A 25237-nucleotide genomic window follows, 5' to 3' on the forward strand; every position below is an offset into this window, starting at 1 on the left:
AAGGAGCTTTCGTCATGACGAAGACCGTCAACCACTGGATCGGTGGCAAGACCGTCGAGGGCACGTCGGGCAACTGGGGCCCGGTCACCGACCCGGCGACCGGTGCCGTCACCACGCGGGTCGCGCTCGCCTCGGCCGACGAGGTCGACGCGGCGGTCGCCTCCGCCAAGGCCGCGTACGCCACCTGGGGCACGTCCTCGCTGGCGCAGCGGACCGGCATCCTGTTCAAGTACCGCGCGCTGCTGGACGCCCGCCGCGGCGAGATCGCCGACCTGATCACCGCCGAGCACGGCAAGGTCCACTCCGACGCGCTGGGCGAGGTCGCGCGCGGCCTGGAGATCGTCGAGCTGGCCTGCGGGATCACCGTCCAGCTCAAGGGCGAGCTGTCCACCCAGGTCTCCAACCGGGTCGACGTCGCCGCCATCCGCCAGCCGCTCGGCGTGGTCGCCGGCATCACGCCGTTCAACTTCCCGGCGATGGTGCCGATGTGGATGTTCCCGCTGGCCGTCGCCTGCGGCAACACCTTCGTGCTGAAGCCGAGCGAGAAGGACCCGTCCGCGGCGAACCTCCTCGCCGAGCTGGCCTCCGAGGCCGGTCTGCCCGACGGCGTGCTCAACGTCGTCCACGGCGACAAGGTGGCCGTCGACGCCCTGCTGGAGCACCCGGACGTCGCCGCCGTCTCCTTCGTCGGCTCCACGCCGATCGCCAAGTACATCCACACCACCGCCTCCGCCAACGGCAAGCGCGTCCAGGCCCTCGGCGGCGCCAAGAACCACATGCTCGTCCTCCCGGACGCCGACCTCGACGCGGCCGCCGACGCGGCGGTCTCGGCGGCGTACGGCTCGGCGGGCGAGCGCTGCATGGCGATCTCGGCGGTCGTCGCGGTCGGCGCCATCGGTGACGAGCTCGTGGAGAAGATCCGCGAGCGCGCCGAGAAGATCAAGATCGGTCCCGGCACCGACCCCGCCTCCGAGATGGGCCCGCTGATCACGGCCGCCCACCGCGACAAGGTCGCCTCGTACGTCACCGGCGCCGCCGCCCAGGGCGCGGAGGTCGTCCTCGACGGCACCGGCTACTCGGTGGACGGCTACGAGAACGGCCACTGGATCGGCCTGTCCCTGCTCGACAAGGTGTCGACCGACTCCGACGCGTACCGCGACGAGATCTTCGGCCCGGTGCTGTGCGTGCTGCGCGCCGACACCTACGAGGACGGCGTCCGCCTCATCAACGACTCGCCGTTCGGCAACGGCACCGCCATCTTCACCCGCGACGGCGGCGCCGCCCGCCGCTTCCAGCTGGAGGTCCAGGCGGGCATGGTCGGCGTGAACGTGCCGATCCCGGTCCCCGTCGGCTACCACTCCTTCGGTGGCTGGAAGGACTCCCTCTTCGGCGACCACCACATCTACGGCAACGACGGCGTGCACTTCTACACGCGCGGCAAGGTCGTCACCACCCGCTGGCCGGACCCGTCCGAGGCCCCGGTGGGCGTGGACCTGGGCTTCCCGCGCAACCACTGACAGCTTCCCGGTCCGACAGAAAACGGCTGGCCCCGACCGGGGCCGGCCGTTGATCCTTGCCGGGATGAACGAGAGCGAACCGAAGTACCGCATCCGCGCCCTCCACACCGAGGACACGATCACCGTCTACCAGGCCTACAGGCCCGCCATCGGCGGTCCCGCCGCCCGCGACGGCCGCTTCCCGGCCGCCTGGAAGCGGGACCGGATGACGTGGATCAAGCCGAGCTTCCTGTGGATGATGTACCGCTGCGGCTGGGCCACCAAGGAGGGCCAGGAGACGGTCCTCGCCGTCGAGATCAGCCGCGAGGGCTTCGAGTGGGCGCTGCGCCACTCCTGCCTGTCCCACTACCGGCAGGGCCTCCACCCCGACCAGGCCGACTGGAAGCGGCAGCTGCGCCGGTCGCCGGCCCGCGTCCAGTGGGACCCCGAGCGGGACCTGCACCTGTCGCCGCTGCCGTACCGCTCACTCCAGCTGGGCCTGTCGGGGGAGGCGTCGGCCCGGTACGCCGACGAGTGGACGGTCTCCATCCGGGACGTGACACCGCTCGCCCACGAGATCCACGCCCTGGTGCGGGACGGCGACCTGGAGCGCGCGGCACGGCTGATGCCCGAGGAGCGCCCGTACCCGGCGGGTGCGGAGCTCCTCGGGCATCTCATCCGCTGAGCGGGATCAGAACCGCGAGTACAGCAGCCTGTTCGGGGAGCCCGTGAGGGCGTTCTGCACCTTGCCGCTCGTCGCGTTGTTCACCAGCGCGGCGCTCACCTGGGCCGGGGACGCGGTCGGGTTCTTCGACAGGTACAGGGCCGCCACACCCGCCGTGTGCGGGGCCGCCATCGACGTGCCGGAGAGGGTGCTCGTCGCCGTGTCGCCGGTGCGCCAGGCCGAGGTGATCTTCACACCGGGTGCGAAGAGGTCCAGGCAGGTGCCGTAGTTGGAGAAGGAGGCACGCCGGTCGGCGCTGTCGGTCGCGCCGACGGTGATGGCCTCGGGGACGCGGGCCGGGGAGGTGGTGCAGGCGTTCTCCGGCAACCCCAGGATGTTGCCGTTGCCGGCGGCGATCGTGTACGAGACGCCCGACGCGATCGACCGCTTGACGGCGTTGTCGAGCGAGGTGTTGGCGCCGCCGCCCAGGCTCATGTTGGCGACCGCGGGCTTGACGGCGTTGGCCGTCACCCAGTCCACGCCCGCGATGACCCCGGCCGTGGTGCCCGAGCCGTTGCAGTCCAGCACGCGGACCGCGACCAGCCTGGCGGCCTTCGCCACGCCGTACGTCTTCCCGCCGACCGTACCGGCGACGTGCGTGCCGTGGCCCTGGCAGTCCTGGCCGTTCTGCCCGCCGCCGACGGTGTCCGTGCCGACCACGGCCCGCCCGCCGAACTCGCTGTGCGAGGTGCGGATGCCGGTGTCGATGATGTACGCGTTCACGTTCGACGCGGAGGTGTCGTACGTGTACGTCGTCGACAGCGGCAGGCTGCGCTGGTCGACGCGGTCGAGGCCCCAGGTGGCGTTCGCCTGGGTCGCGTTGAGGCGGACGGTCTCGTTCTGCTCGACGTACGCGACCCTCGGGTCGGCGGCGAGGGCGGCCGCCTTGGCCTGGGACATGGTCGCGGAGAACCCGTCGAGCGCGCTGCGGTACTCGTGCTTCGGCGTGACACCGAGGTCGGCGGCGCGGGTGGAGTTGTCCTTGAGGACGACGATCCAGCTGTGGGGAACGGCGGTTTCCGTGGGGGCGAGACGGAGGTCGCCGACCTGGACCGCTTGTGCGGTGGGGGTGGCGGCGAACTGCAGACCGGCCGTGAGGGCGATGACGGGTATCAGCGCGCCGACGCGGCGCCGGGGCCTGCGGGAGGGGGCTCTCATCTCGGGGGCACCTGACCTTTCTTGTACCGGACGGCCCCACAGCGTCTCGGCTGGTCATGTACCGCACAAGACTGCTAGTCGCTCCTCCTCACTTCGTCGCCGAATTCCCACGTCAGCATGGCGAATTCTCCATCGTCGGCCGCGCCCGCCGAGCGGTACGTCGCCAGGGCAGGGTCGTTGTCCGTGTCCACGCCGACCCACATGTCGTAGCAGCCGCGCGCACGGGCCACGGCGGCGAGCGCCTCGGTCAGCGCCCGGCCGATGCCGCGCCGCCGGAACCGCTCGTCGACGGACAGCTCGTACAGGCACATCTCCGCGCCCTTGTCGGGGTGGAGCATCTCGACGCCCGACACCATCCCGGCCGGCACGCCGTCGTCCGCGTACGCGATCAGCATCAGGTGGCCGGGCGCGGCGAGGAACCGCTCGGCCCACTCGGGGCGCGCCGGACCGTCGTAGAGGTGCTCGGCGGCGACGAGTTCGGCGACGGTCGTGGCGCGTCGGATCTCCATCGCTACGCTCCTTTGTCCTGCGCGGCGCATCCCGCGCATACCGCGGCTGGTGTACGGCGACGGTAGTGCGTACGCCCCAAGGAGGTCTGCCGGCTCCGCCCGGCGGCAGCGGACGGGCGGGCCCGGCGGCCCTTAGGGTCTAGGCATGCCAGGCATGCAGATCCGACTACGCCGCGCCGCGTGGGCCCTCGTCTCCGCCGTCGTGCTGCTCGCCGGCGCCGGGACGTGGACCGCCGTCGCCTCGGACGACGAGCCCGCCCCGCACCGCGAGGACCGGGTGCTGGAGATGCCGGGGGCGAGGATCGACACGTCGTTCTTCACCTCCGGTCCCGACGCCGGCCGCCGCCCCGCCGTGCTCCTCGGCCACGGCTTCGGCGGCAGCAAGGACGACGTACGCGCCCAGGCGGAGCGGCTGGCGAAGGACGGCTACGCCGTGCTGACCTGGTCCGCGCGCGGCTTCGGCGCCTCCACCGGGCGGATCGGCCTGAACGACCCGGAGTTCGAGGTCAAGGACGTCTCGCGGCTCATCGACTGGCTCGCCCAGCGCCCCGAGGTCCGGCTCGACGCCCCGGGCGACCCGCGCGTGGGGATGTCGGGCTCCTCGTACGGCGGGGCGATCTCGCTCCTCGGCGCCGGCCACGACAAGCGGGTCGACGCGGTCGCCCCGCAGATCGCCTACTGGAACCTCTCCGACGCCCTCTTCCCCGACGGCGTCTTCAAGAAGCTCTGGGCGGGGATCTTCTTCTCCACCGGCACCGCGGCCTCCGCGGGCACCGCGGGCACCGGTGACACCGGCGACACCGCGGGCTCCACGGGCCCGGGCCCTGCGTCCCGGGGCGCAGGGGCCGGTGCCTGCGGGCGGTTCCAGGACGAGCTGTGCCGCATGTACGAGCGGGTCGCCGTCGCCGGGAAGCCGGACGCGGCGGCGCGCGAGCTGCTGGCCGCGCGCAGCCCCTCCGCCGTCGCCGGGCGCATCAAGGTGCCCGCGCTCATCGTGCAGGGGCAGTCCGACTCCCTCTTCCCGCTGTCGCACGCCGACGCTATGGCCCGGACGATCCGCAGCAACGGCGCACCCGTCGCCGTCGACTGGATCGCCGGCGGGCACGACGGCGGCGACCGCGAGACCGCCCGCGTCGAGGCGCGCATCACCGACTGGTTCGACCGGCACCTCAAGCAGGACACCGGCGCCGACACCGGTCCCGCCTTCCGCGTCAGCCGCACCGGCGGCGTCGACTCCACCGACGGGCAGGCCCAACTGCGCGGCGCCACCGCCGACACCTACCCCGGGCTGCGGGGCGGCGCCCGCACCCTCGCCCTCACCGGCCCCCCGCAGAGCTTCCGCAACCCCGCCGGAGCCAACCCGCCCGCCATCTCCACCGTGCCCGGCATCGGCGCCGGACTGTCCCGGTTCTCCTCCTTCGGCGTCGGCCTCTCCCTCGACTTCCCCGGGCAGCACGCCCGCTTCGAGACGGCACCCCTGACCGAGACCCTGCGCGTCACCGGCTCGCCCACCGTCCGCGTCAAGGTCGCCTCCGACAGCGGAGAAGCGGTCCTCTTCGCCAAGGTGTACGACGTCGGCCCCGACGGCCGCGGCCAGGTGCTGCCCGCCCAGCTCGTCGCCCCCGTACGCGTCGAGGGGGCCGCGAAGGGCAAGGACGTCGAGCTCACGCTCCCCGCCATCGACCACGAGGTCGAGTCCGGGCACCGGCTGCGGCTCGTCCTCGCCGCCACCGACCTCGCCTACGCCTCCCCGGCGGCCCCCGCGACGTACACCGTCGAGCCGGCGAGCGGGCTGTCCGTCCCCACCGCGCCCGGCGTCCGCACGCAGGCGGCAGGCCTGCCGTGGTGGGTGTGGGGCCTGCCGGCCGCCGGCGCCCTGATCGCCGCCGCCCTGCTGCTCACCGCCCGCCGACGCACCACCGCGCCCGCGCCCGACCCGGCGCTCGCCGACGTCCCGCTCACCATCAGCGGCCTGACGAAGCGGTACGCCAAGTCCGCCGACCGGTACGCCGTCCGCGACCTGTCCTTCCGCGTCGAGAAGGGCCAGGTCCTCGGGCTCCTCGGGCCCAACGGCGCCGGCAAGACCACCACCCTGCGCATGCTCATGGGCCTGATCACCCCCGACGCCGGCGAGATCCGCGTGTTCGGCCACGCGATCCGGCCCGGCGCACCCGTCCTGTCCCGGGTGGGCGCCTTCGTGGAGGGCGCCGGCTTCCTGCCGCACCTGTCCGGCCGCGAGAACCTGGAGCTGTACTGGCGTGCCACCGGCCGCCCCGCCGAGGACGCGCACCTGGAGGAGGCCCTGGAGATCGCGGGCCTCGGCGAAGCCCTGGCCCGCGCCGTGCGCACGTACTCGCAGGGCATGCGGCAGCGGCTCGCCATCGCCCAGGCCATGCTCGGCCTGCCGGACCTCCTCATCCTCGACGAACCCACCAACGGACTCGACCCGCCGCAGATCCGCGAGATGCGCGACGTGATGATCCGGTACGCGGCCGGGGGCCGGACCGTCATCGTCTCCTCCCACCTCCTCTCCGAGGTCGAGCAGTCCTGCACCCACCTGGTCGTCATGGACCGCGGCCGGCTCGTCCAGGCGGGCCCGGTCGCGGAGATCACCGGCGCGGGCGACACCCTGCTCGTCACCACGGACGGCGCGGTGGCGGAGCCGCTGGTCGAGAAGGTCGGCGCGCTGCCGGGCGTCGACTCGGCGGTGCGCACCGACGGCGGGCTGCTGGTACGCCTGGACGGCACGACCACCACGGCCGCCCTGCTCGCCGAACTCGTCCGGCTCGACCTGCCGTTGACCGGGGTCGGACCGCACCGCCGCCTGGAGGACGCGTTCCTCACCCTGATCGGAGGAGGACCCGCGTGACGACCACCACGGCCAAGACCACGACCGCCGCACCCGGCTACCGGGCCCGGCACACCCTCCCGCTGCGCGTCGAAGCCGTACGCCAGCTGAAGCGGCGCCGCACCCTGGTCATGGGCGGAATCCTGGCCGCCCTGCCCTTCGTACTGGTCGTCGCCTTCGCGATCGGCGGCGGTCCGGACGGGCCGGGCGACACCCGGATCACGCTGATGGACACGGCGACCGCGTCCGGCGCCAACTTCGCCGCGACCTGCCTGTTCGTCTCGGCCGGCTTCCTGCTGGTGATCCCGGTGGCGCTGTTCTGCGGGGACACCGTGGCATCGGAGGCGAGCTGGTCGTCGCTGCGCTACCTCCTCGCCGCGCCGGTGCCGCGCGCCCGGCTGCTGTGGTCCAAGCTGGCCGTGGCGCTCGCCTTCAGCGCGGCGGCGATGGTGCTGCTGCCCCTGGTGGCGCTCGCCGTGGGCACCATGGCCTACGGCTGGGGCCCGCTGCGCCTGCCCACGGGCGGCTCCCTGGCCGCGGCGGACACACTGTCGCGGCTGGCGCTGGTCGTGGCGTACATCTTCGTCTCCCAACTGGTCACGGCAGGGCTCGCCTTCTGGCTGTCGACCAGGACCGACGCACCGCTCGGCGCGGTCGGCGGCGCGGTCGGGCTGACGATCATCGGCAATGTGCTGGACGCGGTGACGGCGCTCGGCTCCTGGCGGGACTACCTGCCCGCGCACTGGCAGTTCGCCTGGGCGGACGCCCTCCAGCCGCACCTGGAGTGGGGCGGCATGGCCAAGGGCGCGGCGGTGTCGGTGACGTACGCCGTCGTGCTCTTCGCGCTCGCCTTCCGGGGCTTCGCCCGCAAGGACATCGTGTCCTAGGGAGCGTCTCGCCCTCCGGGGATCACCACGCGCGGCCCCGCACGCCTCCGGATCCGGCGGTCAGACCCAGCCGCGGCGGGCCGCTTCCGCTCCCGCCCGGAAGCGGCTCGTCGTGCCGAGGGCGGCGAGCAACTCGCCCACGCGCCTGCTGTACGTACGCCCCGATATCCCGAGCCGGGCGGCGGCCGTCTCATCGGTGAGCCCGGCCAGCAGGGCCTCCAGCACCGGCCGCAGGTGCGGTGGCAGCGAGCCCGGTGGGGCGGGCGTCGCCGTCACGTCGTCGGCCGCCTCCCACCAGGCGTGGTGCGCGCGCACCAGCGCCTGGACGATCACGGGGTCGCGGATCAGCAGCAGACCGTTGTAGAGGAGCTCCAGGTCGAGCGGGACCGCCGCGACCGTGCGGTCCACGACGATCATCTTGAACGGGATCGACTCCGTCAGCCGCGCCCGCCCCGTCAGTCGCGCCGCCGCGGTGACGTCGGCGGCCGTCACCCGGTCCAGCGCGTGCCGCGGCACGATCTGGCGGACCGTGCCCACCCGCTCCACCCGCTCGGTCGCGGTGCGCACGCACGCGCCGGCGAGCTCCAGGAAGGGCTGCGGGATCGACTGCCCGAGGCACGCGGCCGGGTCGTCGAAGGTCAGCAGCTCCCGGCGGGCGGACTCGGCGAGCGCCGCGAGCGCCGCGCAGATCTGCCGCGTACCGCGCACCGACTGCCCCGCCGGTCGCGGTTCCTGCCGCGGCGGTGCCTGGTGCGGTACCTGCTGACGTGTCATCTGCTGCGTCGCCTGCTGTGCTGCTGCCTGTTGCGGTATGAGAGGCGCCACGCGCCGAGGTGACCGCGGCGACACCGCTCGTACCGGCGTCGACGTCGACGTGTCTCTCGGAGCCGTTCGGCCGAGCACAGAGCTCGGAGCGTTCGCCACGGCTGACCACCCCCGTCATCCCCTTGGAACGTACGCAACTCCATGTACGCACGTGACTGCGCACGGTGACAAGACCCAGTTCAGGGGTTGGCGAGTCCAAGCCATCGCCGGACAGGCGCCGATCCGTCGGTGGTGCTCCGTTTGCAGTAGCGCCGATGGCGCGCGGCGCACGGTCGGTTTCGGATGGTGACCGTGGACCCTCGCTCGGAAGGGTCACGGACCGATCGACAAGACCGACGAGCTCGGCGAAACCGACGAGCTCGACAAGACCGACGAGCTCGGCGAGACCGACGAGACCGACGAGAAACGGACAAGACATCGTGATCCGCTCCCGCTCCCCCCGGCGCTGGGCCGCCACGGCCCTCGCCTGCCTGACCCTCGGCGGCATAGCCACAGGCGCCGCCGCGCCCGCGTTCGCCAACGGCGACGCGAGGGCGCTGCCCGTCGACAGCGCCTTCCTGCGCGCCTCCCACCAGGGCAACCTGGCGGAGATCGCCGCAGGCAAGGACGCCCAGAAGAACGCCACCACGCAGTGCGTCAAGAACGTCGGCCAGGTCCTGGTCCGCGACCACACCAAGCTGGACGCCGCCACCACGGCGCTCGCCGACAAGCAAGGCGTCGACCTGCCCGTCGCCCCCACGGCGGAGCAGCAGGAGACGCTCGCGAACGTGATGAAGAAGGCCGGCACCAGCGCGTACGACACCGCCTGGCTCCAGGCCCAGGCCGCCGCCCACGAGAAGACGCTGTCGATGATCGACCACCAGGTGGCCCACGGCAAGAACGCCGAGGTGACCGCCGCCGCCAAGTCGGCGCGGCCGGTCGTCGCCATGCACCTGGACATGGTGCGCGGCGGCACCTGCCACGGCGCCGCGGCCGACGCCGCGACCACGCCGAAGTCGATCCACGCGGGCAACGGCGGACAGGCCGCCCTCGCGGCCGACGTGCCCGTGATGCTGGCCGTGCCCGCGCTCGCGCTCGGCGGCGTCCTCGTCGCGGGCGGCGCCTTCTGGGCCGCGAACCGCATCCGCCGCAACGACGGCCGCTGACGCCGCCGGCCGCTGACATCGACGGTGGTTGCGCCCGTGACGGACAAGGGCGGCCTCTGGCTGCGCGGTGAGCCCGGCCCCGACCGGTTGCTGGTCTGGGCCGGGCTCGCCGCGGCCGCCTCGGCCGCGTTGACCTGCTTGTGGCCGGGGGCGACCGCGGACCCCGCCGTCCGCGCGCCCGACGCGGGCGTGCTCCCGTCGGCCACCTCCGCCGGCGGCGCCGCCCACGCCGCCTCCCCGCCCCTCACCCTCGCCATTCCGGGCCATGTCGAACGGACCCCGGTCGACCCCGTCACCGCCGACACCAAGGGCGTCCTCGCCGTACCGGAATCCCCGGCCCGCCTGGGCTGGTGGGCCCTCGGCGCCCACCCCGGCGCCACCCGGGGCACGCTGCTCCTCGCCGGTCACCTCGACTCGGCGGATGAGGGGGCGGGCCCCCTGGAAGCGCTGCACGAGGTCCCGATCGGCGCCCGCGTCCACGTCACCACGGCCGACGGCGCCCGGCACACGTACGAGATCGTCGCCCGCCGTACGTACCCGAAGACCGACCTCCCCACCGACCTCTTCAGCGCCGACGGCGTCCCGCGCCTCGCCCTGGTGACCTGCGCGGGCCTCTTCGACCCGGACGCCCACGCGTACGCCGACAACCTCGTGCTCTACGGCGTACCGCGCTGAGAACGAACCCCCGAAACGAGAGGGACACGATGCCGCTCTACCTGTCGAGGTTCTGCTACACGCCCCAGACGTGGGCGAGGATGATCGGCCACCCCGAGGACCGCACCGAGGCCGCCCGGACGTACATCGAGTCCGTCGGCGGCACACTGCACGGCTTCTGGTACGCCTTCGGCAGCCACGACGGCTACACCCTGTGGGAAGCCCCGGACAACGTCTCCATGGCCGCGGTCGCCCTGGCGATCAGCGGAGGCGGCGCGCTCAGTTCGCTCGAGACGACCGTGCTCCTGACGGTCGACGAGACCCTGGACGCCCTGCGCAAGGCGGAGCGGATCGCGTACCGGCCTCCGGGAGCCCAACGCGGCTGAGCCGCCGAGCGGTTGCGCGACACCGGTGAGATGCGGGCTCGTACGGGCTCGTGTCAGTGGCGCCCCCGGCAGGACTCGAACCTGCGGCCAAGCGCTTAGAAGGCGCCTGCTCTATCCACTGAGCTACGGGGGCCGGTGGTGGCCTAGGTGGCCTGGAGCCCCTGGTCGGGTGGTCCGTGACCTTGCCGGGCACAAGGATAGGGCTCCGATCCCCTTGGCCCGGTTGCTTCACCCGCGTGGCACGATGTGGAGGTTCGGTGAAGCGAACCGATAATCGCAGGCAGGTGCGATTCTCGCAGCGCTTTTTGCGCCACGCGCGCCGGGTGTTGTGCACTCGTTATGCCTGCGTCCCACTCGTCCCCTGTGTCCCCTGCCCTTGATCGGCGCGCAGAGGCGTGCATACGCTTCAAAAGCGTGCCGAAATTGGGCATTCTTCGCATGTGGTGACCTTGGACGTACGGCCTCAGCTCATCGACGCACTTTCCGCCCTGCGCGACCGTGTCGCCGCCGTGCGTCTTCCCCTTCCCCTTCCAGGGGCGCCGCGGGCCCGGCAGACGCGGGCCGAGCTGCTCGCGCAGCTCGACGACTATCTGGTGCCACGGCTGAAAGAGCCCGAAGCGCCCTTGCTCGCCGTCATCGGCGGTTCCACCGGGGCGGGGAAGTCGACGCTCGTCAATTCCCTGGTCGGGCGACGCGTCAGCGAGGCCGGGGTGCTGCGGCCCACCACGCGGACGCCCGTCCTCGTCTGCCACCCCGAAGACCACCACTGGTTCGCCGGGATGCGGGTGCTGCCGCACCTCACTCGTGTGTGGGTGCCCGAGGACGGCGAACAGGAGCCCACCGGCGAGAAGGCGCTGCGCGTCGAGACCGCGCACAGCCTGCCGCGCGGGCTCGCCCTCCTCGACGCCCCCGACATCGACTCCCTCGTCGTCGAGAGCCGGGAACTGGCCGCCGAGTTGATGTGTGCCGCCGACGTGTGGGTGATGGTCACCACCGCGTCGCGCTACGCCGACGCCGTGCCGTGGCATCTGCTGCGTACCGCCAAGGAGTACGACGCCACGCTGGTCACCGTCCTCGACCGGGTCCCCCACCAGGTGATCGGCGAGGTGTCGCGCCAGTACGAGGCCCTCCTGGCCAGGGCCGGGCTCGGGGACGTACCGCGCTTCACCATCCCCGAGCTGCCCGAATCGGCCGGCGGCGGAAGCGGGCTGCTGCCGGAGAACGCCGTGGCCGCGCTGCGGGCCTGGCTGGCGTACCACGCCCAGGACCCGGCCGCCCGCCGCCAGGCCGTCGGGCGGACCGCCAAGGGCGTCATCGACTCGCTGCGCCTGCGCATGCCGGAACTGGCCGGCGCCGTCGCCGCGCAGTACGCCGCCGCCGTACGGCTCTCCGGCACCGTGGAGGCGGCGTACGAGAAGGAGGGCGAGCGCGTACGCCGGGAGCTCGGGCGCGGGGCCGTCCTCGCCGGGGACGCGCGCACGCGCTGGCGCGCCTATCCCCGCGACTGCACGGCCGCCGAACTGCTGGACTCGCTCACCGAGTCGCTCGGCGCGCTGCTGCAGTGCGCCGTCGCCGCCGCCGACGAACACGTACAGGAGGCCTGGCGGCGCGAACCGGCCGCCGGGGCCGTCGGCGGCGGGCAGGCGCCGCCCGACGCGGAGGCCGGCGAGCGGATCGGGATGGCCGTACGGCGCTGGCGGCGCGTCCTGGAGGAGCTCGCCGAGGAGGAGGTGCGGCGCATGGAGCGCTCCGCCGCGCCCGACGCCGACACCGTCGCCGCGCTGCTGGCGGCCGCGCTCCTCGGCGGGCGCCGCACCCGGGGCGCGGGCGAGAGGCTCGCCGAACTGCTCGGCGCGCAGGGCGCGCTGAGGCTGCGCGACCGGGGCGGCGAGCTGGTGGAGACGTACATCGACCGCGTACTGCACGAGGAGAGGGACCGGCGCCTCGCACCGCTCGACCGGCTGGACATCACACCAGAGCCGCAGGCCGAGCTGATCGCCGCGCTGTCCGTCCTCCAGAGGGAGAGGTGACCGCGGTGAGCACCGTGGAGGAACGCTGGGACGACGGGCTCATCGCCCGGCGCGTGCAGGAGCAGCAGGCGGTGGCGGGGGAGGAGGATTCCGCCCCGGACGAACCGCAGGCGCCGACCGGCCCGTACGCGACCGCCCTGCGCGGCCGGCTCGACGCCCTGCGCAAGCTGGTGGGGCTCTCGGCGACCCGGCTGGACGGCCACACGCTGGCCGAGGCGGGGCGCGTGCTGGAGGAGGCGTCGGCTCGTCAGAGGCTCTCCTCCCGGCACACGGTGGTCGCCATCGCCGGTGCCACGGGGAGCGGGAAGTCAACTTTGATCAATGCGTTGGCAGGGGTGCCGGTTTCGGAGACCGGCCTGCGCCGGCCGACCACCTCCGCGCCCATCGCGTGTGCCTGGTCCGAAGGCGCGGGCGGGCTGCTGGACCGGCTCGCCATCCCGGGGCGGCTGCGCCGCCGGCCCTTGGCGGGCGGGGTCGGCGACGAGGCGCTCCAGGGGCTGGTCCTGGTCGACCTGCCCGACCACGACTCGGCGGTCACCGCCCACCGGGAGCAGGTCGACCGGCTGCTGGCCCTGGTGGACGCGGTGATCTGGGTGGTGGACCCGGAGAAGTACGCGGACGCCGCGCTGCACGAGCGCTACCTGCGGCCGCTCGCCGGGCACGCGGAGGTGATGTTCGTCGTCCTGAACCAAGTGGACCGGCTTCCCGGCGACGCCGCCGACCAGGTCCTCGACGACCTGCGGCGGCTCCTCGACGAGGATGGGATGGCGCTCGGCGAACACGGCGAACCCGGCGCCACGGTCCTCGCCCTGTCGGCGCTCACCGGGGAGGGCGTCGGCGAACTGCGCGAGATGCTCGGGGTGTTCGTCCAGCAGCGCAACGCCGCCCAGCGGCGGCTGTCGGCGGACGTGGACGCGACGGCGCGGCGGCTGCGCCCCGTGTACGTCGCCGACGGCCGGCCCGGGCTCGGCGAGCGGTCCCGCGAGGACTTCGGGGCCCGGCTCGCGGTCGCCGTCGGTGCCCACGCCGCGGGCGAGGCCGCCGAACGCGAGTGGCGCCGCAACGCCGGACGCGCGTGCGGGACGCCGTGGCTGCGGCTGTGGCGCTGGTACGAGCGGCTGCGTACGCCGGGCGGCACGCAGGCTCAGGGCGACGCCGAGACGACCGTGGAGGACGAGCTCACGGCGCGGCAGCGCGTGGAACAGGCCGTACGCGTGGTCGCGGACGAGGCCTCGCGCGGGCTTCCGGCGCCGTGGGCGCAGGCCGTGCGCGAGGCGGCGGTGCGCGGGGCGCAGGGGCTGCCGGAGGCGCTGGACGAGCTGGCGGCGACGGTCGGCCGGCCGGGGCGGGACGGCAAGCCGCCCCGCCCCGCCTGGTGGCCGGCGGCGGTGCTGGCGCAGGCGGCGATGACACTGCTCCAGTTCTACGGCGGGCTGTGGCTCCTGGGGCAGATCGTCGGCGTGCTGGAGCCCGGGCTCATGGTGCCCGCGCTGATCATGCTGTCCGGCGTCGTCGGCGGGCCGCTGGTGGAGTGGGGCTGCGCGGCGGCGGCCCGGGGCCCCGCGCGCCGGTACGGCCAGGAGACCGAGCGGCGGCTGCGCGAGGCGGCGGCGGGGTGCGGGCGGGCGATGGTCCTCGACCCGATCGCCTCCGAGCTCATGCGCTACCGCGAGGTGCGCGAGCAGTACGCGACGGTGGAGGCGGGCCGCCGGGTGGGGTGACGGAGGCCGCGGCGGCCCCCGGCGGCGGCGCGGGGGACTCGCCCGTGTGGGTGACGGAGTTCTGCACACGCCTGGCGTTGTCCACACCCGTCAGCGGCAATTCGCCGCGGGGGCCAGCATGGGTGACGTCGACAGCCGGCGCGGGGCCGGCGGGCGGAGAAAAGGGACGGGGTGGGCGTCATGGCCGAGACCATGGTGACCGTCGTGGGCAATGTGGCGACGAGCGTGGACTACCGGGACACCGCGGCCGGCGGAGTGGCGAAGTTCCGGCTCGCGGCGCGGGCGCGGCGGTGGGACCGCGAGAAGGCGACCTGGGCCGACGGGCCGACCAGCTTCTACTCGGTGAGCGCCTGGCGGACGCTCGGCGCGAACCTCGCCGCGTCGGTCGCCGTCGGCGATCCGCTGGTCGTCCACGGCCGGCTGAAGGTGCGGGAGGAGGAGTGGGAGGGCCAGCGCAGGACGTTCGTCGACATCGACGCGGTGGCGGCGGGCCACGACCTGACGCGCGGTACGTCGGCGTTCAGACGAGCGGCGCGGCCCGACACACACCTGACCGAGCGTCAGGAGACTGTCGCCGATGGTGAAATGGCGCCGAACACCGCCCCCACCGGGGAGCTCGTCGGATGACGGAGTCACGCACGGCCGGGAACGGGTCCGGGAACGGGTCCGGGAACGGGCCATTTCCGGCGCGCCACCGCGCGGCGATAACGATTGCGATTCGGAATGGTTATCTGACGGTATGACAGGGGACTGTGTCGGGTCGCCTCTTTAGGATCACCGGGGTACTCCTGGTACCCACGGGCCACTTGAGTCGGCAGGCGAGGCACACCCCCCACGCGTCCCACGCGACAGCACCTCGCCCAGAGGGGAATTCTGTGTTTGCTGCGTTCTGTGTACGGAGGCGGAAGCGCCGCGCCGCCCGCTTCGCCGCCGCGGCCGTCGCGTCCGGACTGGTGGCGGCCGGCGCCGCCGCCGGCGTGACCCCCGCCGCCGCCGACGAGGCGCCCCAGCACCAGGGGGGCGCGGCAGCCACCCTCAACGGCCTGACCACCTTCCACCAGGCCGTCCTGCACCTCGGCAACCAGACGCAGCAGCTCCCCGCCGGCCTCTTCGAGATGACCGTCGACGGCGGCGGCACCCTCAAGACGTACTGCATCGACGTACACAACCCCACCCAGGAGAAGGCCAGGTACCTGGAGACCTCCTGGGACCAGACCTCCCTCGGCGGGAACAAGGACGCGGGCCGGATCCGCTGGATCCTCCAGCACTCCTACCCGCAGGTCGACGACCTCGTGGGCCTCGCCAAGAAGGCCGGCACCGGGCCGCTCACGCCGGAGACGGCCGCCGCCGGCACCCAGGTGGCGATCTGGCGGTACTCGGACGGGGCCGAGGTCGAGGCGCTCGACCCGGCCGCCGAGAAGCTCGCCGACTGGCTGCAGGGGGAGGCCGGCAGCGTCGCCGAGCCCGCGGCCTCGCTCAGCCTGGGGCCCGGCGCGGTCTCCGGCCCGGCCGGCACCCGGCTCGGACCGGTCACCGTGCGCACCAACGCCGACCGCGTCGCGGTCAGCCCGCCCGCCGACGCCGCCGCCAGCGGCATCAGGATCACCGACGCGACCGGGAAGCCGGTCGACTCTGCTGTCAACGGCAGCAGCCTCTACTTCGACGTGCCCGCGGGCGCCGCCGACGGGAGCGCCGCGCTGAGCGTGCAGGCCACCACCTCCGTACCGGTGGGCCGGGCGTTCGCCGGGGTCACCAGGAGCCAGACGCAGATCCTCGCCGGGTCCAGCCAGTCGACCGTCTCCGCGACGGCCACCGCCACCTGGGCCACCACGGGTGCCATACCGGCACTCTCCGCCCGGAAGAACTGCGCCAAGGGCGGCGTGGACATCACCGCCACCAACAAGGGCGACGCCCCCTTCTCCTTCGAGCTCATGGGCCTGCGGTACGCGATCGAGGCGGGTGGGACGAGGACGGTGACGGTCCCGGTCGCCGAGGACCAGGCGTACCACCTCACGGTCACCGCGCCCGGCGGCTTCACCAAGACCTTCAAGGGCGTCCTCGACTGCAAGACCACCGGCGGCACGGCCACCATGGCCGGGCAGCCGGGCTCACAGCCCAGCCCGCTGTCCGGCGGCGCCACCACCGGCGCCGGGACGGCCGCGGCGGGTGGCGAGGCCGACCTGGACCTCGCCGAGACCGGCGCGTCCGGCGCCACGCCCATGATCGCCGGGACGGCCATCGTGTTCCTGCTCGTCGGCGGGGCGGCGGTGCTCTTCCTCCGCAAGAAGTCGTGACGCACCGCGCGCGGGCGGTGACGATCCGCTGGTGACGGCGGGCCCCCCGCGGCGCGCCACAGCTCCCCCCACCCGCCCCCTCATGAACTGGTTTCCATCGAGGGATGGACGTCAGGCAAGATGGGGTGTATCTGCCCACTCACGGATTGCCGGACGGTTTCTCTTGGCTGAGTACATCTACACGATGCGCAAGACGCGCAAGGCGCACGGCGACAAGGTCATCCTCGATGACGTGACGCTGAGCTTCCTGCCCGGTGCGAAGATCGGTGTGGTCGGCCCGAACGGCGCCGGTAAGTCCACCGTCCTCAAGATCATGGCGGGCCTGGAGCAGCCGTCCAACGGCGACGCCTTCCTCTCGCCCGGCTACTCCGTCGGCATCCTCCTCCAGGAGCCGCCGCTCGACGAGACGAAGACGGTCCTGGAGAACGTGCAGGACGGTGTCGCCGAGATCAAGGGCAAGCTCGACCGGTTCAACGCGATCGCCGAGCAGATGGCGACCGACTACACCGACGAGCTCATGGAGGAGATGGGCAAGCTCCAGGAGCAGCTCGACCACGCCAACGCGTGGGACCTCGACGCCCAGCTCGAGCAGGCCATGGACGCCCTCGGCTGCCCGCCCGGCGACTGGCCGGTCACCAACCTCTCCGGTGGTGAGAAGCGCCGCGTCGCGCTCTGCAAGCTGCTGCTGGAGGCCCCCGACCTGCTGCTGCTCGACGAGCCCACCAACCACCTGGACGCCGAGTCCGTGCAGTGGCTGGAGCAGCACCTCGCCAAGTACGCCGGCACCGTCGTCGCCATCACCCACGACCGGTACTTCCTCGACAACGTCGCCGAGTGGATCCTCGAGCTCGACCGCGGCCGCGCCTACCCCTACGAGGGCAACTACTCCAAGTACCTGGAGACCAAGCAGACCCGTCTCAAGGTCGAGGGCCAGAAGGACGCCAAGCGCGCCAAGCGGCTCAAGGAAGAGCTGGAGTGGGTCCGCTCCAACGCCAAGGGACGCCAGGCCAAGTCCAAGGCCCGTCTCGCCCGCTACGAGGAGATGGCCGCCGAGGCCGAGAAGACCCGGAAGCTGGACTTCGAGGAGATCCAGATCCCGCCGGGCCCGCGCCTGGGCAGCGTCGTCGTCGAGGTCGAGAAGCTCAGCAAGGCCTTCGGCGACAAGGTCCTCATCGAGGACCTGAGCTTCTCCCTCCCGCGCAACGGCATCGTCGGCGTCATCGGCCCGAACGGCGCCGGCAAGACCACGCTGTTCAAGATGATCCAGGGCCTGGAGCAGCCCGACTCCGGCTCGATCAAGGTCGGCGAGACCGTCAAGATCAGCTACGTCGACCAGTCCCGCGCCAACATCGACCCGAAGAAGACGCTGTGGGCCGTCGTCTCCGACGAGCTGGACTACATCAACGTCGGCCAGGTCGAGATGCCGTCGCGCGCCTACGTCAGCGCCTTCGGCTTCAAGGGCCCGGACCAGCAGAAGCCGGCCGGCGTCCTCTCCGGCGGTGAGCGCAACCGCCTGAACCTGGCGCTGACCCTCAAGCAGGGCGGCAACCTGCTGCTCCTCGACGAGCCCACCAACGACCTCGACGTCGAGACCCTGTCCTCCCTGGAGAACGCGCTGCTGGAGTTCCCGGGCGCGGCCGTGGTCGTCTCCCACGACCGCTGGTTCCTCGACCGGGTCGCCACGCACATCCTGGCGTACGAGGGCGACTCCAAGTGGTTCTGGTTCGAGGGCAACTTCGAGTCGTACGAGAAGAACAAGATCGAGCGCCTCGGCCCGGACGCCGCCCGCCCGCACCGCGCCACGCACAAGAAGCTCACCCGGGGCTGAGGCGGAGGCAGTGGCTCGTCACATCTACCGGTGCCCGCTGCGCTGGTCGGACATGGACGCCTTCGGGCACGTCAACAATGTGGTCTTCCTCCGCTACCTGGAGGAGGCCCGCATCGACTTCATGTTCCGGCTGGCGCCGGGCAACGGCTCGCCGTCGTTCTCCGGCGGGTCGGTCGTCGCCCGGCACGAGATCGACTACGTACGGCCGCTGGTCCACCGGCACGAGCCGGTGACCATCGAGTCCTGGGTCACCAAGATCGGCGCGGCGTCGCTGACGATCGCGTACGAGATCAAGGATCCCGACCAGGTGTACGTGCGCGCCTCGACGGTCGTCGTGCCGTTCGACCTGGAGGCGCAGCGGCCGCGCCGCATCACCGCGGAGGAGCGGTCGTTCCTGGAGGAGTACGTGGACGACGGCATGCACGCGCAGCCGGCCCAGGCGTCGGCACAGGCCCCGGTGCCGGGAGAGGCCGCGGCCGTATGACGGCGCCGCTTCACTTCGCCGACGCCAGGGAGGCGGCGGACCTCGCCGCCTTCCTGGCCCGGCTGATCCACTACGACCGGGCCGCCGTCGTCCGCCTCCAGGCGGCCGGCGGGGCCCTGGCCGTGTTCGGGCGCCCGCCGTCCTTCGAGGTGCTGGCCATCCGCACGGCCACGCTCATGGACGAGGCGCCGCTGGACATCACCGTCTCCGCCGGTCAGCTCCTGGAGGGCATCGAGGAGTCGGCGGGCAAGGCGATGGTGCCGGCACCCGTCACCGGACCGCCCTGGACCGGGCTGCTGCCCCCGCGCGGCGGCTGGAGCGAGATACCCGGACTGCCGGACGCCGGCGAGCTGCGCGGCGCTGTCGCGGCCGCGGTGGCCGAATTCCGGGCACGGGACGAGGAGTTGCCGGCCGAGCACCGGACCCGTGCGGAGCGCGACCGGATCGGCCGCGAGATCTGGTCCCGGACGATCGGCTCGACGGGCCTGCCGCTGCGCGCCGTCCACGCCGCCCAGGCGCTGGGCTTCCTGCCCTCGCACGAGGTGCCCGTGGCGCTGCTCGGCGCCGGAGCCTGGCTCCGCCTGCGTACACCCTTCGGCTCGGTCGCGGTCCGCGCGGCGGGCGGTCTCGGCGGCCTGACCGTCACCGCGGTCCCCCACCAGCGGTAAGCAGGGTCGACCAGCGGTGGTCGACCAGCGGTAAGGGGGCGGGGACTCAGCCCGCGGTGTTGACCATCGACGCCGCGGCGTACGTCAGGTAGTTCCACAGCTGGCGCTCGTGCTCCTCGGACAGCCCGAGCTCGTCGACGGCGACGCGCATGTGCTTCAGCCAGGCGTCATGCGCGGCCTTGTCGACGGTGAACGGCGCGTGGCGCATCCGCAGCCGCGGGTGGCCGCGGTGGTCGCTGTAGGTGCGGGGGCCGCCCCAGTACTGCATCAGGAAGAGCGCGAGCCGCTCCTCGGCCGGGCCCAGGTCCTCCTCCGGGTACATCGGCCGCAGCACCGGGTCCTCGGCGACACCTTCGTAGAAACGGCGGACGAGGCGCCGGAAGGTCTCCTCGCCGCCGACCTGCTCGTAGAACGTCTGCTCCTGAAGCGTGCCACGCGGAATCTCAATCACCCGTCCATGGTCTCAGACGGACCGGCCCAGGTCCCGGGTCCTAGGTCCTGCTCGCTTCTGCTCCCCGCCCGCAGGAAAGTGGACGTATGGGCACAGAGCGAGAGGACCCGTTCGCCGAACGGGCCGCCGAGGCGCGGCGCGCGATGGTGCGCGGGATCGCCGAGGGCGGGGACCTGACCGACCCCGCCTGGCGGGAGGCGTTCGAGGAGGTGCCCCGGCACCTGTTCGTGCCGTACTACTACGTCGGCGTCATGGGCGGCTACGAGCGCCTCTGGTGCGAGGACCCGGACCCGGCCCGGCGCGAGCGCTGGCTGGCGGGCGCCTACGAGGACCGGCCGCTCGCCACGCGCGTGCGCAACGGTGACCTGGTCTCCTCCGCCAGTCAGCCCTCCCTCATGGCGTACATGCTGGAGGCCCTGGACGTACGCGACGGGCACGACGTCCTGGAGATCGGCGCCGGGACCGGCTACAACGCGGCGCTGCTGGCGCACCGGCTGGGCGACGAGCACGTGACCACCGTCGATCTGGACGAGGAGATCACCGAGGCGGCGCGGGCCCACCTGGCGGCGGCCGGCCACCGGCCCACCGTGGTCACCGGCGACGGGGCGCGCGGCTGCCCGCAGCGGGCGCCGTTCGACCGGATCATCGCGACCTGCGCCGTACCGTCCGTGCCGAGGGAGTGGCTCGCGCAGTGCCGCCCCGGTGACGCGCGCGTCCTGGCGCCGATGGCCACCGGGGTGATCTCGCTGCGCGTACGGGACGCCGAGCACGCCGAGGGCCGGTTCCTGAGCACCTCCGCGTACTTCGTCCCGCTGCGCGGCGCGGTCCCGGCCGCCGTGCCGCCGCACACCGGCGGGCTGCCCCGGCGCGCGACCGAGGACGACCTGTTCCGCTTCCTGCTGACGCTCACGGCGGGGAGCCTGGACCCGCAGGAGGCGTACTCGCTCTGGCAGCGCGAGGGGCGGCCCGAGCGGGAGCGGTTCGGCGTGACGGTCGGCGGCGAGCGGCAGTGGGCGTGGCTGGACGAACCCGAGGGGCCGTACCTCTGGCCCCTCGGTCGGCCCGCCGGCTAGCCGCGGCGGATGGTGATCGTCGTCCAGGCGCCGACGTGGACCCGGTCGCCGTCCTTGAGCGGGACGGGGACGTAGGGCTGGATCGGGTCCTCCGCGCCGTTGAGCGTGGTGCCGTTGGTGGAGTTCTGGTCCACCACGGACCAGGAGCCGTCGGACTGCTGGACCAGCACCGCGTGCTTGTGGGAGACGCCCGGGTCCTCCGGCGGCACCGACAGGTCGATGTCGGGGGACTCGCCCGTGGAGTGGCGGCGACGCCCGATGGTGATCTGGTTGCCGGAGAGCGTGAGCCGCTGCTCTGGCGAGTACGCGGGCAGGTTGAGGCCCGCGGCCTCCGGGCCGCTGCGCCGCATCATGGCCATGAAGTACTCGCGGTCGGGGCCGACGACGGCGGTCCAGCCGACCGGCGCTTGGGGCTGCTGGGGCTGGGGCTGCTGGTGCTGTTGGGGTGCCTGGGGCTGCTGGGACGCTTGCGCGTGCGAGGGCGGAGGCAGCAGCCAGTCGTCACCGCCACCGCCACCGGTCTGCGGCTGCTGGGGCGGCTGCGGCGCATGCGGGTGGTGAGGCTGCGGCGGGGCAGGCGGGCCCGGCTGCTGGAACGCCTGCGGCGCGGGCGGGGGCGGCGGACCCGGCTGCTGGAAGCCCTGAGGAACCGGCGGCGGGCCCGGCTGAGGCGGGCCCTGCGGCGTCTGCGGCTCGGGCGGCAGCGGCTCCGCCGGGCGGTTCATCTGCGACGGGCGTGAACCCTGGTACTCGAACGGGTCCGGCGGCCGCGGCGGCTGCTGCTGGGCCTGGAAGCCCGGCGGCAGGTTCAGCCCCGGCGGCGGCCCGGGGGGTCCGCCCGGACCACCCGGGCCACCCGGCCCACCGAGGCGGCCCGGCGGCGGAGCGGCGGGAGTGTAGGAGGTCGCCGTGTTGGTGAGGAAGTTCCAGCGGCACTCCTCGCAGAACGGCGCCATGGCCTCGCGCGGCGTACGGCACTGCGGGCACAGCTCCGCCTGGGCGGTGGCGTTCGGGTCGCCGACCGGACCGCCCCCCTGCGGCCCTCCGGGGCCCGGGTAGCCGTACGCGGGCGGCGGCGGGGGCGGGGGAGGCGGCGGCACGGCGCCCGCAGGCGCGCTCGCCCCGGACATGCGGTGGCCGCAGACCTCGCACCAGTCGTCGGAACCCGACTGGTGTCCGTTCGGGCAGGTCGGCATGTCGGCGCTTCCCCCTCTCCTCATCCGGCCCGCAGGCCGAGCAGATCGTGCTTCATCTCTTCACGCGAACCGTCTTGGTGGAGCGGGTTTCGAGCGTCATCTCGTCCGCTTCCGCGACCTTCGCCTTCAGTCGCACAGTACCTGTCGCCGCGTCGACCACGTCCACCACCTTCGCAAGCAGTTTCGCAGTGTCCGCGTTCCCCGAGGCGGCCGCCAGCTGCACGGCCCGCCCCAGTTTCGCCGTCGCACCGTCGAAATCGCCGGACTTGCGCGCTTCCAGCCCCTGTTGGATGACTTGGGCGAGTTCCGCCTGTCCTGTGTAGTGCGCGACCTGTGGGTTGATGGACGTCGAAGCCGCCATGTCGTCCGTCCACACCGCCCGCACCAGACCCTGGGACAGCGTCTGCGGCGACCCGCCCCCCGCCGGGTCGGGGAGGATCAACGAGACGCGGGCCGCCAGCATCTCCTGGCCGATGCCGGCTTCGGGCACCCGTACGCACACGTGGTAGTCACGGGACTCGTCGCCCCACGAACCCGTCGGGTAGTCACCGGCACGCGGCCCCGCCTCCGTGCGCCGATCGGTCAACTCCGCGACCGTCGGCGCGACCTGCTTGACGAAGACGATCTCCGCGCCGACCGGCGTCCACAGGCGCAGGCTCACGTCCGCGACCTCCTTGCCCATCGCGTGCTCCATCATCCGCGTGAAGTCCGCGGCCAGGCCGGCCGGATCGGCGACGATGTCGGCCGTGCCGAGCAGTGCCGACGCGATGCCGGTGACCTCCTTGACCTCCCAGTCGGTGCCCACGCCGCGGGCGTCGCAGGTGAAGCGGCCCGCGCAGGCGTCGAGGGCGGCCCGCAGATCCTCGGGCGACTCGTGCTCGTTGCGGCCGTCGGTCAGCAGGATGCCGTGGCGGATCGGCACCTCGGCCGAGTTCAGCAGCCGGTCGGCCAGTTTCAACCAGGTGCCGATCGCGGTGCCGCCGCCCGCGCTCAGCCGGCGCAGCGCCTGCTTGGCCTCGGCACGGGTGCGGGCGTCGGCGACGGCCAGCCGCCCCTCGCCCGGGTACACCTCGTTCGCCACATGCGTCCCGGCGACCACGGCGAAGGCGACTCCGTCGCGCAGCGTGTCGATCGCGGCGGCCGTCGCGTCCCGCGCGTTGCGCATCTTCGTCGGCGGATAGTCCATCGAACCCGAGCAGTCCACCATGACCACCACGGCGGCGGTCGGCGCCCGACCCGGTATGTACGAAGGGGAGGGCGACGCTCCGGCCAGCGGCGCCCCGCCGGTCGTGCCGCCGCCGGTCGAGGTGACCGTGACGATCGCGTTCACCTCACGCCCGCCCTCCGGCAGGTACTCGTTCTGGTACACGTCGACCGAGAACCGCGGCACGTTCGACTTGGAGAAGTTCGCCATCTGAGGGGCTCCTCGGGACTCCACGCACAAAAGACGGAACGGACAGGCAGGTTGAATCAGGCCGATCCTGCCCCTTGCGGTGCCATGGTGAACGGCAGCACGGCCACCGTTACGTTGTCGTGCCCGCCTCCGTCGAGCGCGTGTCCGACGAGGACCTGCGCGCTGTGCAGCGGTCGGCCCGCCGCGTCGGGCGGCACGACCCTGGCCATGTCGTCCGCGCCCTCCGCGTAGTTCCACAGCCCGTCCGTGCACACCACCACGACACCCGGGCGGTCCGGTTTGAACGCCGCCGTGTGCGGCTCCACTTCGTAAGCGTCGGCACCGAGCCAGCCGGTGATCGCGTGGGCGCGCTCGTCGGCGTACGCCTCCGCCTCGCTCATCAGGCCCGCCGCCACCATCTGCGCGGCCCACGAGTCGTCCTCGGTGAGGCGGGCCGGCGGGCCGGTGCGGTCGTCCGGCACCCAGTAGGCACGGCTGTCGCCGACCCAGCCGACCACCAGCAGCCCGCCCGCCGCCACCGCGCCGACCAGCGTGCACGCCGGGGCGTTCTGGTGGCGGTGAGGGTCGTGCTCCATGGCGGTGCCATGGCCGTCGGCGGCTTCGGCGAGGGCGTTGACCGCCTCGGACGCCGCGACGATCGCGTCGTGCATCGCCTGCTGCGGGTGCGTGCCGCGCGGCAGCGACTCCAGCAGCGACTCGCTGGCGGCGGCCGCCGCGGCGGCGGACGCCTCGTCGGGGCGGGTCGCCGAGGACACGCCGTCGCAGACGATCGCGACGACGGCCGGCGAACCGTCGGGCAGGGCCGTCGACGACACGGCGAACGCGTCCTCGTTGCGGTGGTGGCGCAGGCCGCGGTCGCTGACGGCGGCGACCGAACCGAGCTCCTCCTCCATGTGGTCACGCTCGCGCGGCTGCGCGTGGCCGCAGTTCTCGCAGTAGCCGTCCGGGTCCACGTGCCCGGCCCGGCACGCGACGCACAGCTTCGTGCCGGCGGGCGGGGTGTGCGCGTGCTCGGCGGTCCGCGGATCCGGCACGGCGGGCGCGGGCACGGGTGCCTGGGCGGGCACGGGCGGGACCGCCGGGACCGGTGGCGCGGGCGGGACCGGCGGTGCGGGCGGCATCGGCGTCGACACGGGGTCGGGCGCGGGTGCCGGCGCGGGCGCGGGCAGCGGGAAGTCGGCGTCCGTGCCGGCGGCGCCCGCATCGGGGCGTTGCGGGCCGTCCGAGGCGCGGGCGTCGAACCGTATCGGCTGTTGCCCGGGCTGCCCGGGCTCCGGCGGCCTCGCCACCCCCTCCACCGGTGAGCTCATCACCATGGTCGGGTTGTCGCGGGGCGGCTCCGGTACGGCCGACAGGTCGTACCCGCACGCCCCGCAGAACAGGTCCCCCCGCTCCAGCGGCTCCTCGCAGCCGGGGCAGGTGGACAGCTGGTGCATCTGCGACATC

22 protein-coding genes and 1 tRNA gene are annotated in these 25237 nt (G+C 73.3%); 15 read left to right on the forward strand and 8 right to left on the reverse strand.

Going from position 1 to position 25237, the window contains the following annotated elements; translation table 11 throughout:
- Positions 1–14 precede the first annotated feature (14 nt).
- A complete protein-coding gene (gene mmsA / locus ABZX67_RS17320; RefSeq protein WP_355360792.1) occupies positions 15–1517 on the forward strand; it encodes a CoA-acylating methylmalonate-semialdehyde dehydrogenase in 1503 nt (500 codons plus the stop codon).
- Positions 1518–1581: 64 nt separating this feature from the next.
- Positions 1582–2181, forward strand: coding sequence for a DUF4291 domain-containing protein (locus ABZX67_RS17325; RefSeq protein ID WP_355360795.1), 600 nt, complete (start codon positions 1582–1584; stop codon positions 2179–2181).
- A gap of 6 nt (positions 2182–2187) precedes the next feature.
- Here ABZX67_RS17325 and ABZX67_RS17330 read toward each other — a convergent pair whose 3' ends face one another.
- Together ABZX67_RS17330 and ABZX67_RS17335 are read right to left on the reverse strand one after the other, a co-directional pair.
- On the reverse strand, positions 2188–3378 hold the full coding sequence (locus tag ABZX67_RS17330) for a S8 family serine peptidase (RefSeq protein ID WP_355360798.1): 1191 nt from the start codon (positions 3376–3378) through the stop codon (positions 2188–2190).
- A 74-nt stretch (positions 3379–3452) separates the two neighbouring features.
- Positions 3453–3887, reverse strand: coding sequence for a GNAT family N-acetyltransferase (locus tag ABZX67_RS17335; protein WP_355360801.1), 435 nt, complete (start codon positions 3885–3887; stop codon positions 3453–3455).
- A gap of 154 nt (positions 3888–4041) precedes the next feature.
- Here ABZX67_RS17335 and ABZX67_RS17340 point away from each other — a divergent pair, with 154 nt between their 5' ends.
- On the forward strand, positions 4042–6756 hold the full coding sequence (locus ABZX67_RS17340; RefSeq protein WP_355361027.1) for an alpha/beta fold hydrolase: 2715 nt from the start codon (positions 4042–4044) through the stop codon (positions 6754–6756).
- Positions 6753–7622, forward strand: coding sequence for an ABC transporter permease (locus ABZX67_RS17345; protein WP_355360803.1), 870 nt, complete (start codon positions 6753–6755; stop codon positions 7620–7622). The genes ABZX67_RS17340 and ABZX67_RS17345 overlap by 4 nt, the downstream gene beginning before the upstream one ends.
- A 60-nt stretch (positions 7623–7682) precedes the next feature.
- Here the strand turns inward: ABZX67_RS17345 and ABZX67_RS17350 are convergent, their stop codons facing one another.
- Positions 7683–8396: a DNA-binding response regulator gene (locus tag ABZX67_RS17350; protein ID WP_355360806.1), complete on the reverse strand. Its 714-nt coding sequence runs from the start codon at positions 8394–8396 to the stop codon at positions 7683–7685.
- 470 nt (positions 8397–8866) lie between these two features.
- Here ABZX67_RS17350 and ABZX67_RS17355 point away from each other — a divergent pair, with 470 nt between their 5' ends.
- Genes ABZX67_RS17355 through ABZX67_RS17365 form a run of 3 tightly spaced genes read left to right on the forward strand, consistent with a single transcriptional unit; the run spans position 8867 to position 10632 of the window.
- Entirely contained in the window at positions 8867–9592 is a 726-nt protein-coding gene (locus ABZX67_RS17355; RefSeq protein ID WP_355360809.1) for a DUF4142 domain-containing protein, read from the forward strand.
- Positions 9593–9628: 36 nt separating this feature from the next.
- Complete coding sequence (locus tag ABZX67_RS17360; RefSeq protein ID WP_355360812.1) at positions 9629–10267, forward strand: class F sortase; 639 nt, start codon at positions 9629–9631, stop codon at positions 10265–10267.
- A 29-nt stretch (positions 10268–10296) separates the two neighbouring features.
- On the forward strand, positions 10297–10632 hold the full coding sequence (locus ABZX67_RS17365) for a GYD domain-containing protein (RefSeq protein WP_355360815.1): 336 nt from the start codon (positions 10297–10299) through the stop codon (positions 10630–10632).
- A 57-nt stretch (positions 10633–10689) separates the two neighbouring features.
- Here ABZX67_RS17365 and ABZX67_RS17370 read toward each other — a convergent pair.
- Positions 10690–10765, reverse strand: a tRNA-Arg gene (locus tag ABZX67_RS17370).
- 316 nt (positions 10766–11081) lie between these two features.
- Here ABZX67_RS17370 and ABZX67_RS17375 point away from each other — a divergent pair.
- From ABZX67_RS17375 to ABZX67_RS17405, 7 genes are all read left to right on the forward strand, one after another.
- The gene (locus ABZX67_RS17375; protein ID WP_355361030.1) at positions 11082–12662 is read left to right on the forward strand and encodes a dynamin family protein; all 1581 of its coding nucleotides are present in this window, start codon (positions 11082–11084) and stop codon (positions 12660–12662) included.
- Complete coding sequence (locus tag ABZX67_RS17380; protein ID WP_355360818.1) at positions 12659–14383, forward strand: GTPase; 1725 nt, start codon at positions 12659–12661, stop codon at positions 14381–14383. Before ABZX67_RS17375 ends, ABZX67_RS17380 begins: the two co-directional genes overlap by 4 nt.
- 180 nt (positions 14384–14563) lie before the next feature.
- Entirely contained in the window at positions 14564–15010 is a 447-nt protein-coding gene (locus ABZX67_RS17385; protein WP_355360821.1) for a single-stranded DNA-binding protein, read from the forward strand.
- Positions 15011–15258: 248 nt separating this feature from the next.
- Positions 15259–16677: a Cys-Gln thioester bond-forming surface protein gene (locus tag ABZX67_RS17390; RefSeq protein WP_355360824.1), complete on the forward strand. Its 1419-nt coding sequence runs from the start codon at positions 15259–15261 to the stop codon at positions 16675–16677.
- A 163-nt stretch (positions 16678–16840) separates the two neighbouring features.
- A complete protein-coding gene (gene ettA / locus ABZX67_RS17395; RefSeq protein WP_355360827.1) occupies positions 16841–18505 on the forward strand; it encodes an energy-dependent translational throttle protein EttA in 1665 nt (554 codons plus the stop codon).
- Between the two features lie 10 nt (positions 18506–18515).
- Entirely contained in the window at positions 18516–18989 is a 474-nt protein-coding gene (locus ABZX67_RS17400) for a thioesterase family protein (RefSeq protein WP_355360830.1), read from the forward strand.
- On the forward strand, positions 18986–19657 hold the full coding sequence (locus ABZX67_RS17405) for a hypothetical protein (protein ID WP_355360833.1): 672 nt from the start codon (positions 18986–18988) through the stop codon (positions 19655–19657). The genes ABZX67_RS17400 and ABZX67_RS17405 overlap by 4 nt, the downstream gene beginning before the upstream one ends.
- 46 nt (positions 19658–19703) lie before the next feature.
- On the opposite strand, the gene ABZX67_RS17410 is transcribed toward ABZX67_RS17405, so the two are convergent.
- On the reverse strand, positions 19704–20108 hold the full coding sequence (locus tag ABZX67_RS17410; RefSeq protein WP_355360836.1) for a globin: 405 nt from the start codon (positions 20106–20108) through the stop codon (positions 19704–19706).
- A gap of 86 nt (positions 20109–20194) precedes the next feature.
- Here ABZX67_RS17410 and ABZX67_RS17415 point away from each other — a divergent pair, with 86 nt between their 5' ends.
- Positions 20195–21181 carry a methyltransferase domain-containing protein gene (locus ABZX67_RS17415; RefSeq protein WP_355360839.1) on the forward strand — a complete coding sequence of 329 codons (987 nt, stop codon included), beginning with the start codon at positions 20195–20197 and terminating at the stop codon, positions 21179–21181.
- On the opposite strand, the gene ABZX67_RS17420 is transcribed toward ABZX67_RS17415, so the two are convergent.
- From ABZX67_RS17420 to ABZX67_RS17430, 3 genes are read right to left on the reverse strand one after another with little or no spacing between them, the layout of a single operon-like run.
- Positions 21178–22377, reverse strand: a complete 1200-nt coding sequence (locus ABZX67_RS17420) for an FHA domain-containing protein (protein WP_355360842.1) — start codon at positions 22375–22377, stop codon at positions 21178–21180. The genes ABZX67_RS17415 and ABZX67_RS17420 overlap by 4 nt on opposite strands.
- A gap of 52 nt (positions 22378–22429) precedes the next feature.
- Positions 22430–23791, reverse strand: a complete 1362-nt coding sequence (locus ABZX67_RS17425) for a VWA domain-containing protein (RefSeq protein ID WP_355360845.1) — start codon at positions 23789–23791, stop codon at positions 22430–22432.
- Between the two features lie 56 nt (positions 23792–23847).
- On the reverse strand, positions 23848–25236 hold the full coding sequence (locus ABZX67_RS17430; protein WP_355360848.1) for a PP2C family serine/threonine-protein phosphatase: 1389 nt from the start codon (positions 25234–25236) through the stop codon (positions 23848–23850).
- Between the last annotated feature and the right edge of the window lies 1 nt (position 25237).

The sequence above is a fragment of the Streptomyces sp. NPDC003036 genome, assembly GCF_040611175.1.
GTDB lineage: Bacteria > Actinomycetota > Actinomycetes > Streptomycetales > Streptomycetaceae > Streptomyces.

Coding starts and splice junctions, on each gene's coding strand:
- ABZX67_RS17430 (WP_355360848.1), bottom strand. CDS start 25,236: ATGTCGCAGATGCACCAGCTGTCCACCTGCCCCGGCTGCGAGGAGCCG.
- ABZX67_RS17335 (WP_355360801.1), bottom strand. CDS start 3,887: ATGGAGATCCGACGCGCCACGACCGTCGCCGAACTCGTCGCCGCCGAG.
- ABZX67_RS17425 (WP_355360845.1), bottom strand. CDS start 23,791: ATGGCGAACTTCTCCAAGTCGAACGTGCCGCGGTTCTCGGTCGACGTG.
- ABZX67_RS17325 (WP_355360795.1), top strand. CDS start 1,582: ATGAACGAGAGCGAACCGAAGTACCGCATCCGCGCCCTCCACACCGAG.
- ABZX67_RS17420 (WP_355360842.1), bottom strand. CDS start 22,377: ATGCCGACCTGCCCGAACGGACACCAGTCGGGTTCCGACGACTGGTGC.
- ABZX67_RS17405 (WP_355360833.1), top strand. CDS start 18,986: ATGACGGCGCCGCTTCACTTCGCCGACGCCAGGGAGGCGGCGGACCTC.
- ABZX67_RS17415 (WP_355360839.1), top strand. CDS start 20,195: ATGGGCACAGAGCGAGAGGACCCGTTCGCCGAACGGGCCGCCGAGGCG.
- ABZX67_RS17350 (WP_355360806.1), bottom strand. CDS start 8,396: ATGACACGTCAGCAGGTACCGCACCAGGCACCGCCGCGGCAGGAACCG.
- ABZX67_RS17330 (WP_355360798.1), bottom strand. CDS start 3,378: ATGAGAGCCCCCTCCCGCAGGCCCCGGCGCCGCGTCGGCGCGCTGATA.
- ABZX67_RS17385 (WP_355360821.1), top strand. CDS start 14,564: ATGGCCGAGACCATGGTGACCGTCGTGGGCAATGTGGCGACGAGCGTG.
- ABZX67_RS17365 (WP_355360815.1), top strand. CDS start 10,297: ATGCCGCTCTACCTGTCGAGGTTCTGCTACACGCCCCAGACGTGGGCG.
- ABZX67_RS17340 (WP_355361027.1), top strand. CDS start 4,042: ATGCAGATCCGACTACGCCGCGCCGCGTGGGCCCTCGTCTCCGCCGTC.
- mmsA (WP_355360792.1), top strand. CDS start 15: ATGACGAAGACCGTCAACCACTGGATCGGTGGCAAGACCGTCGAGGGC.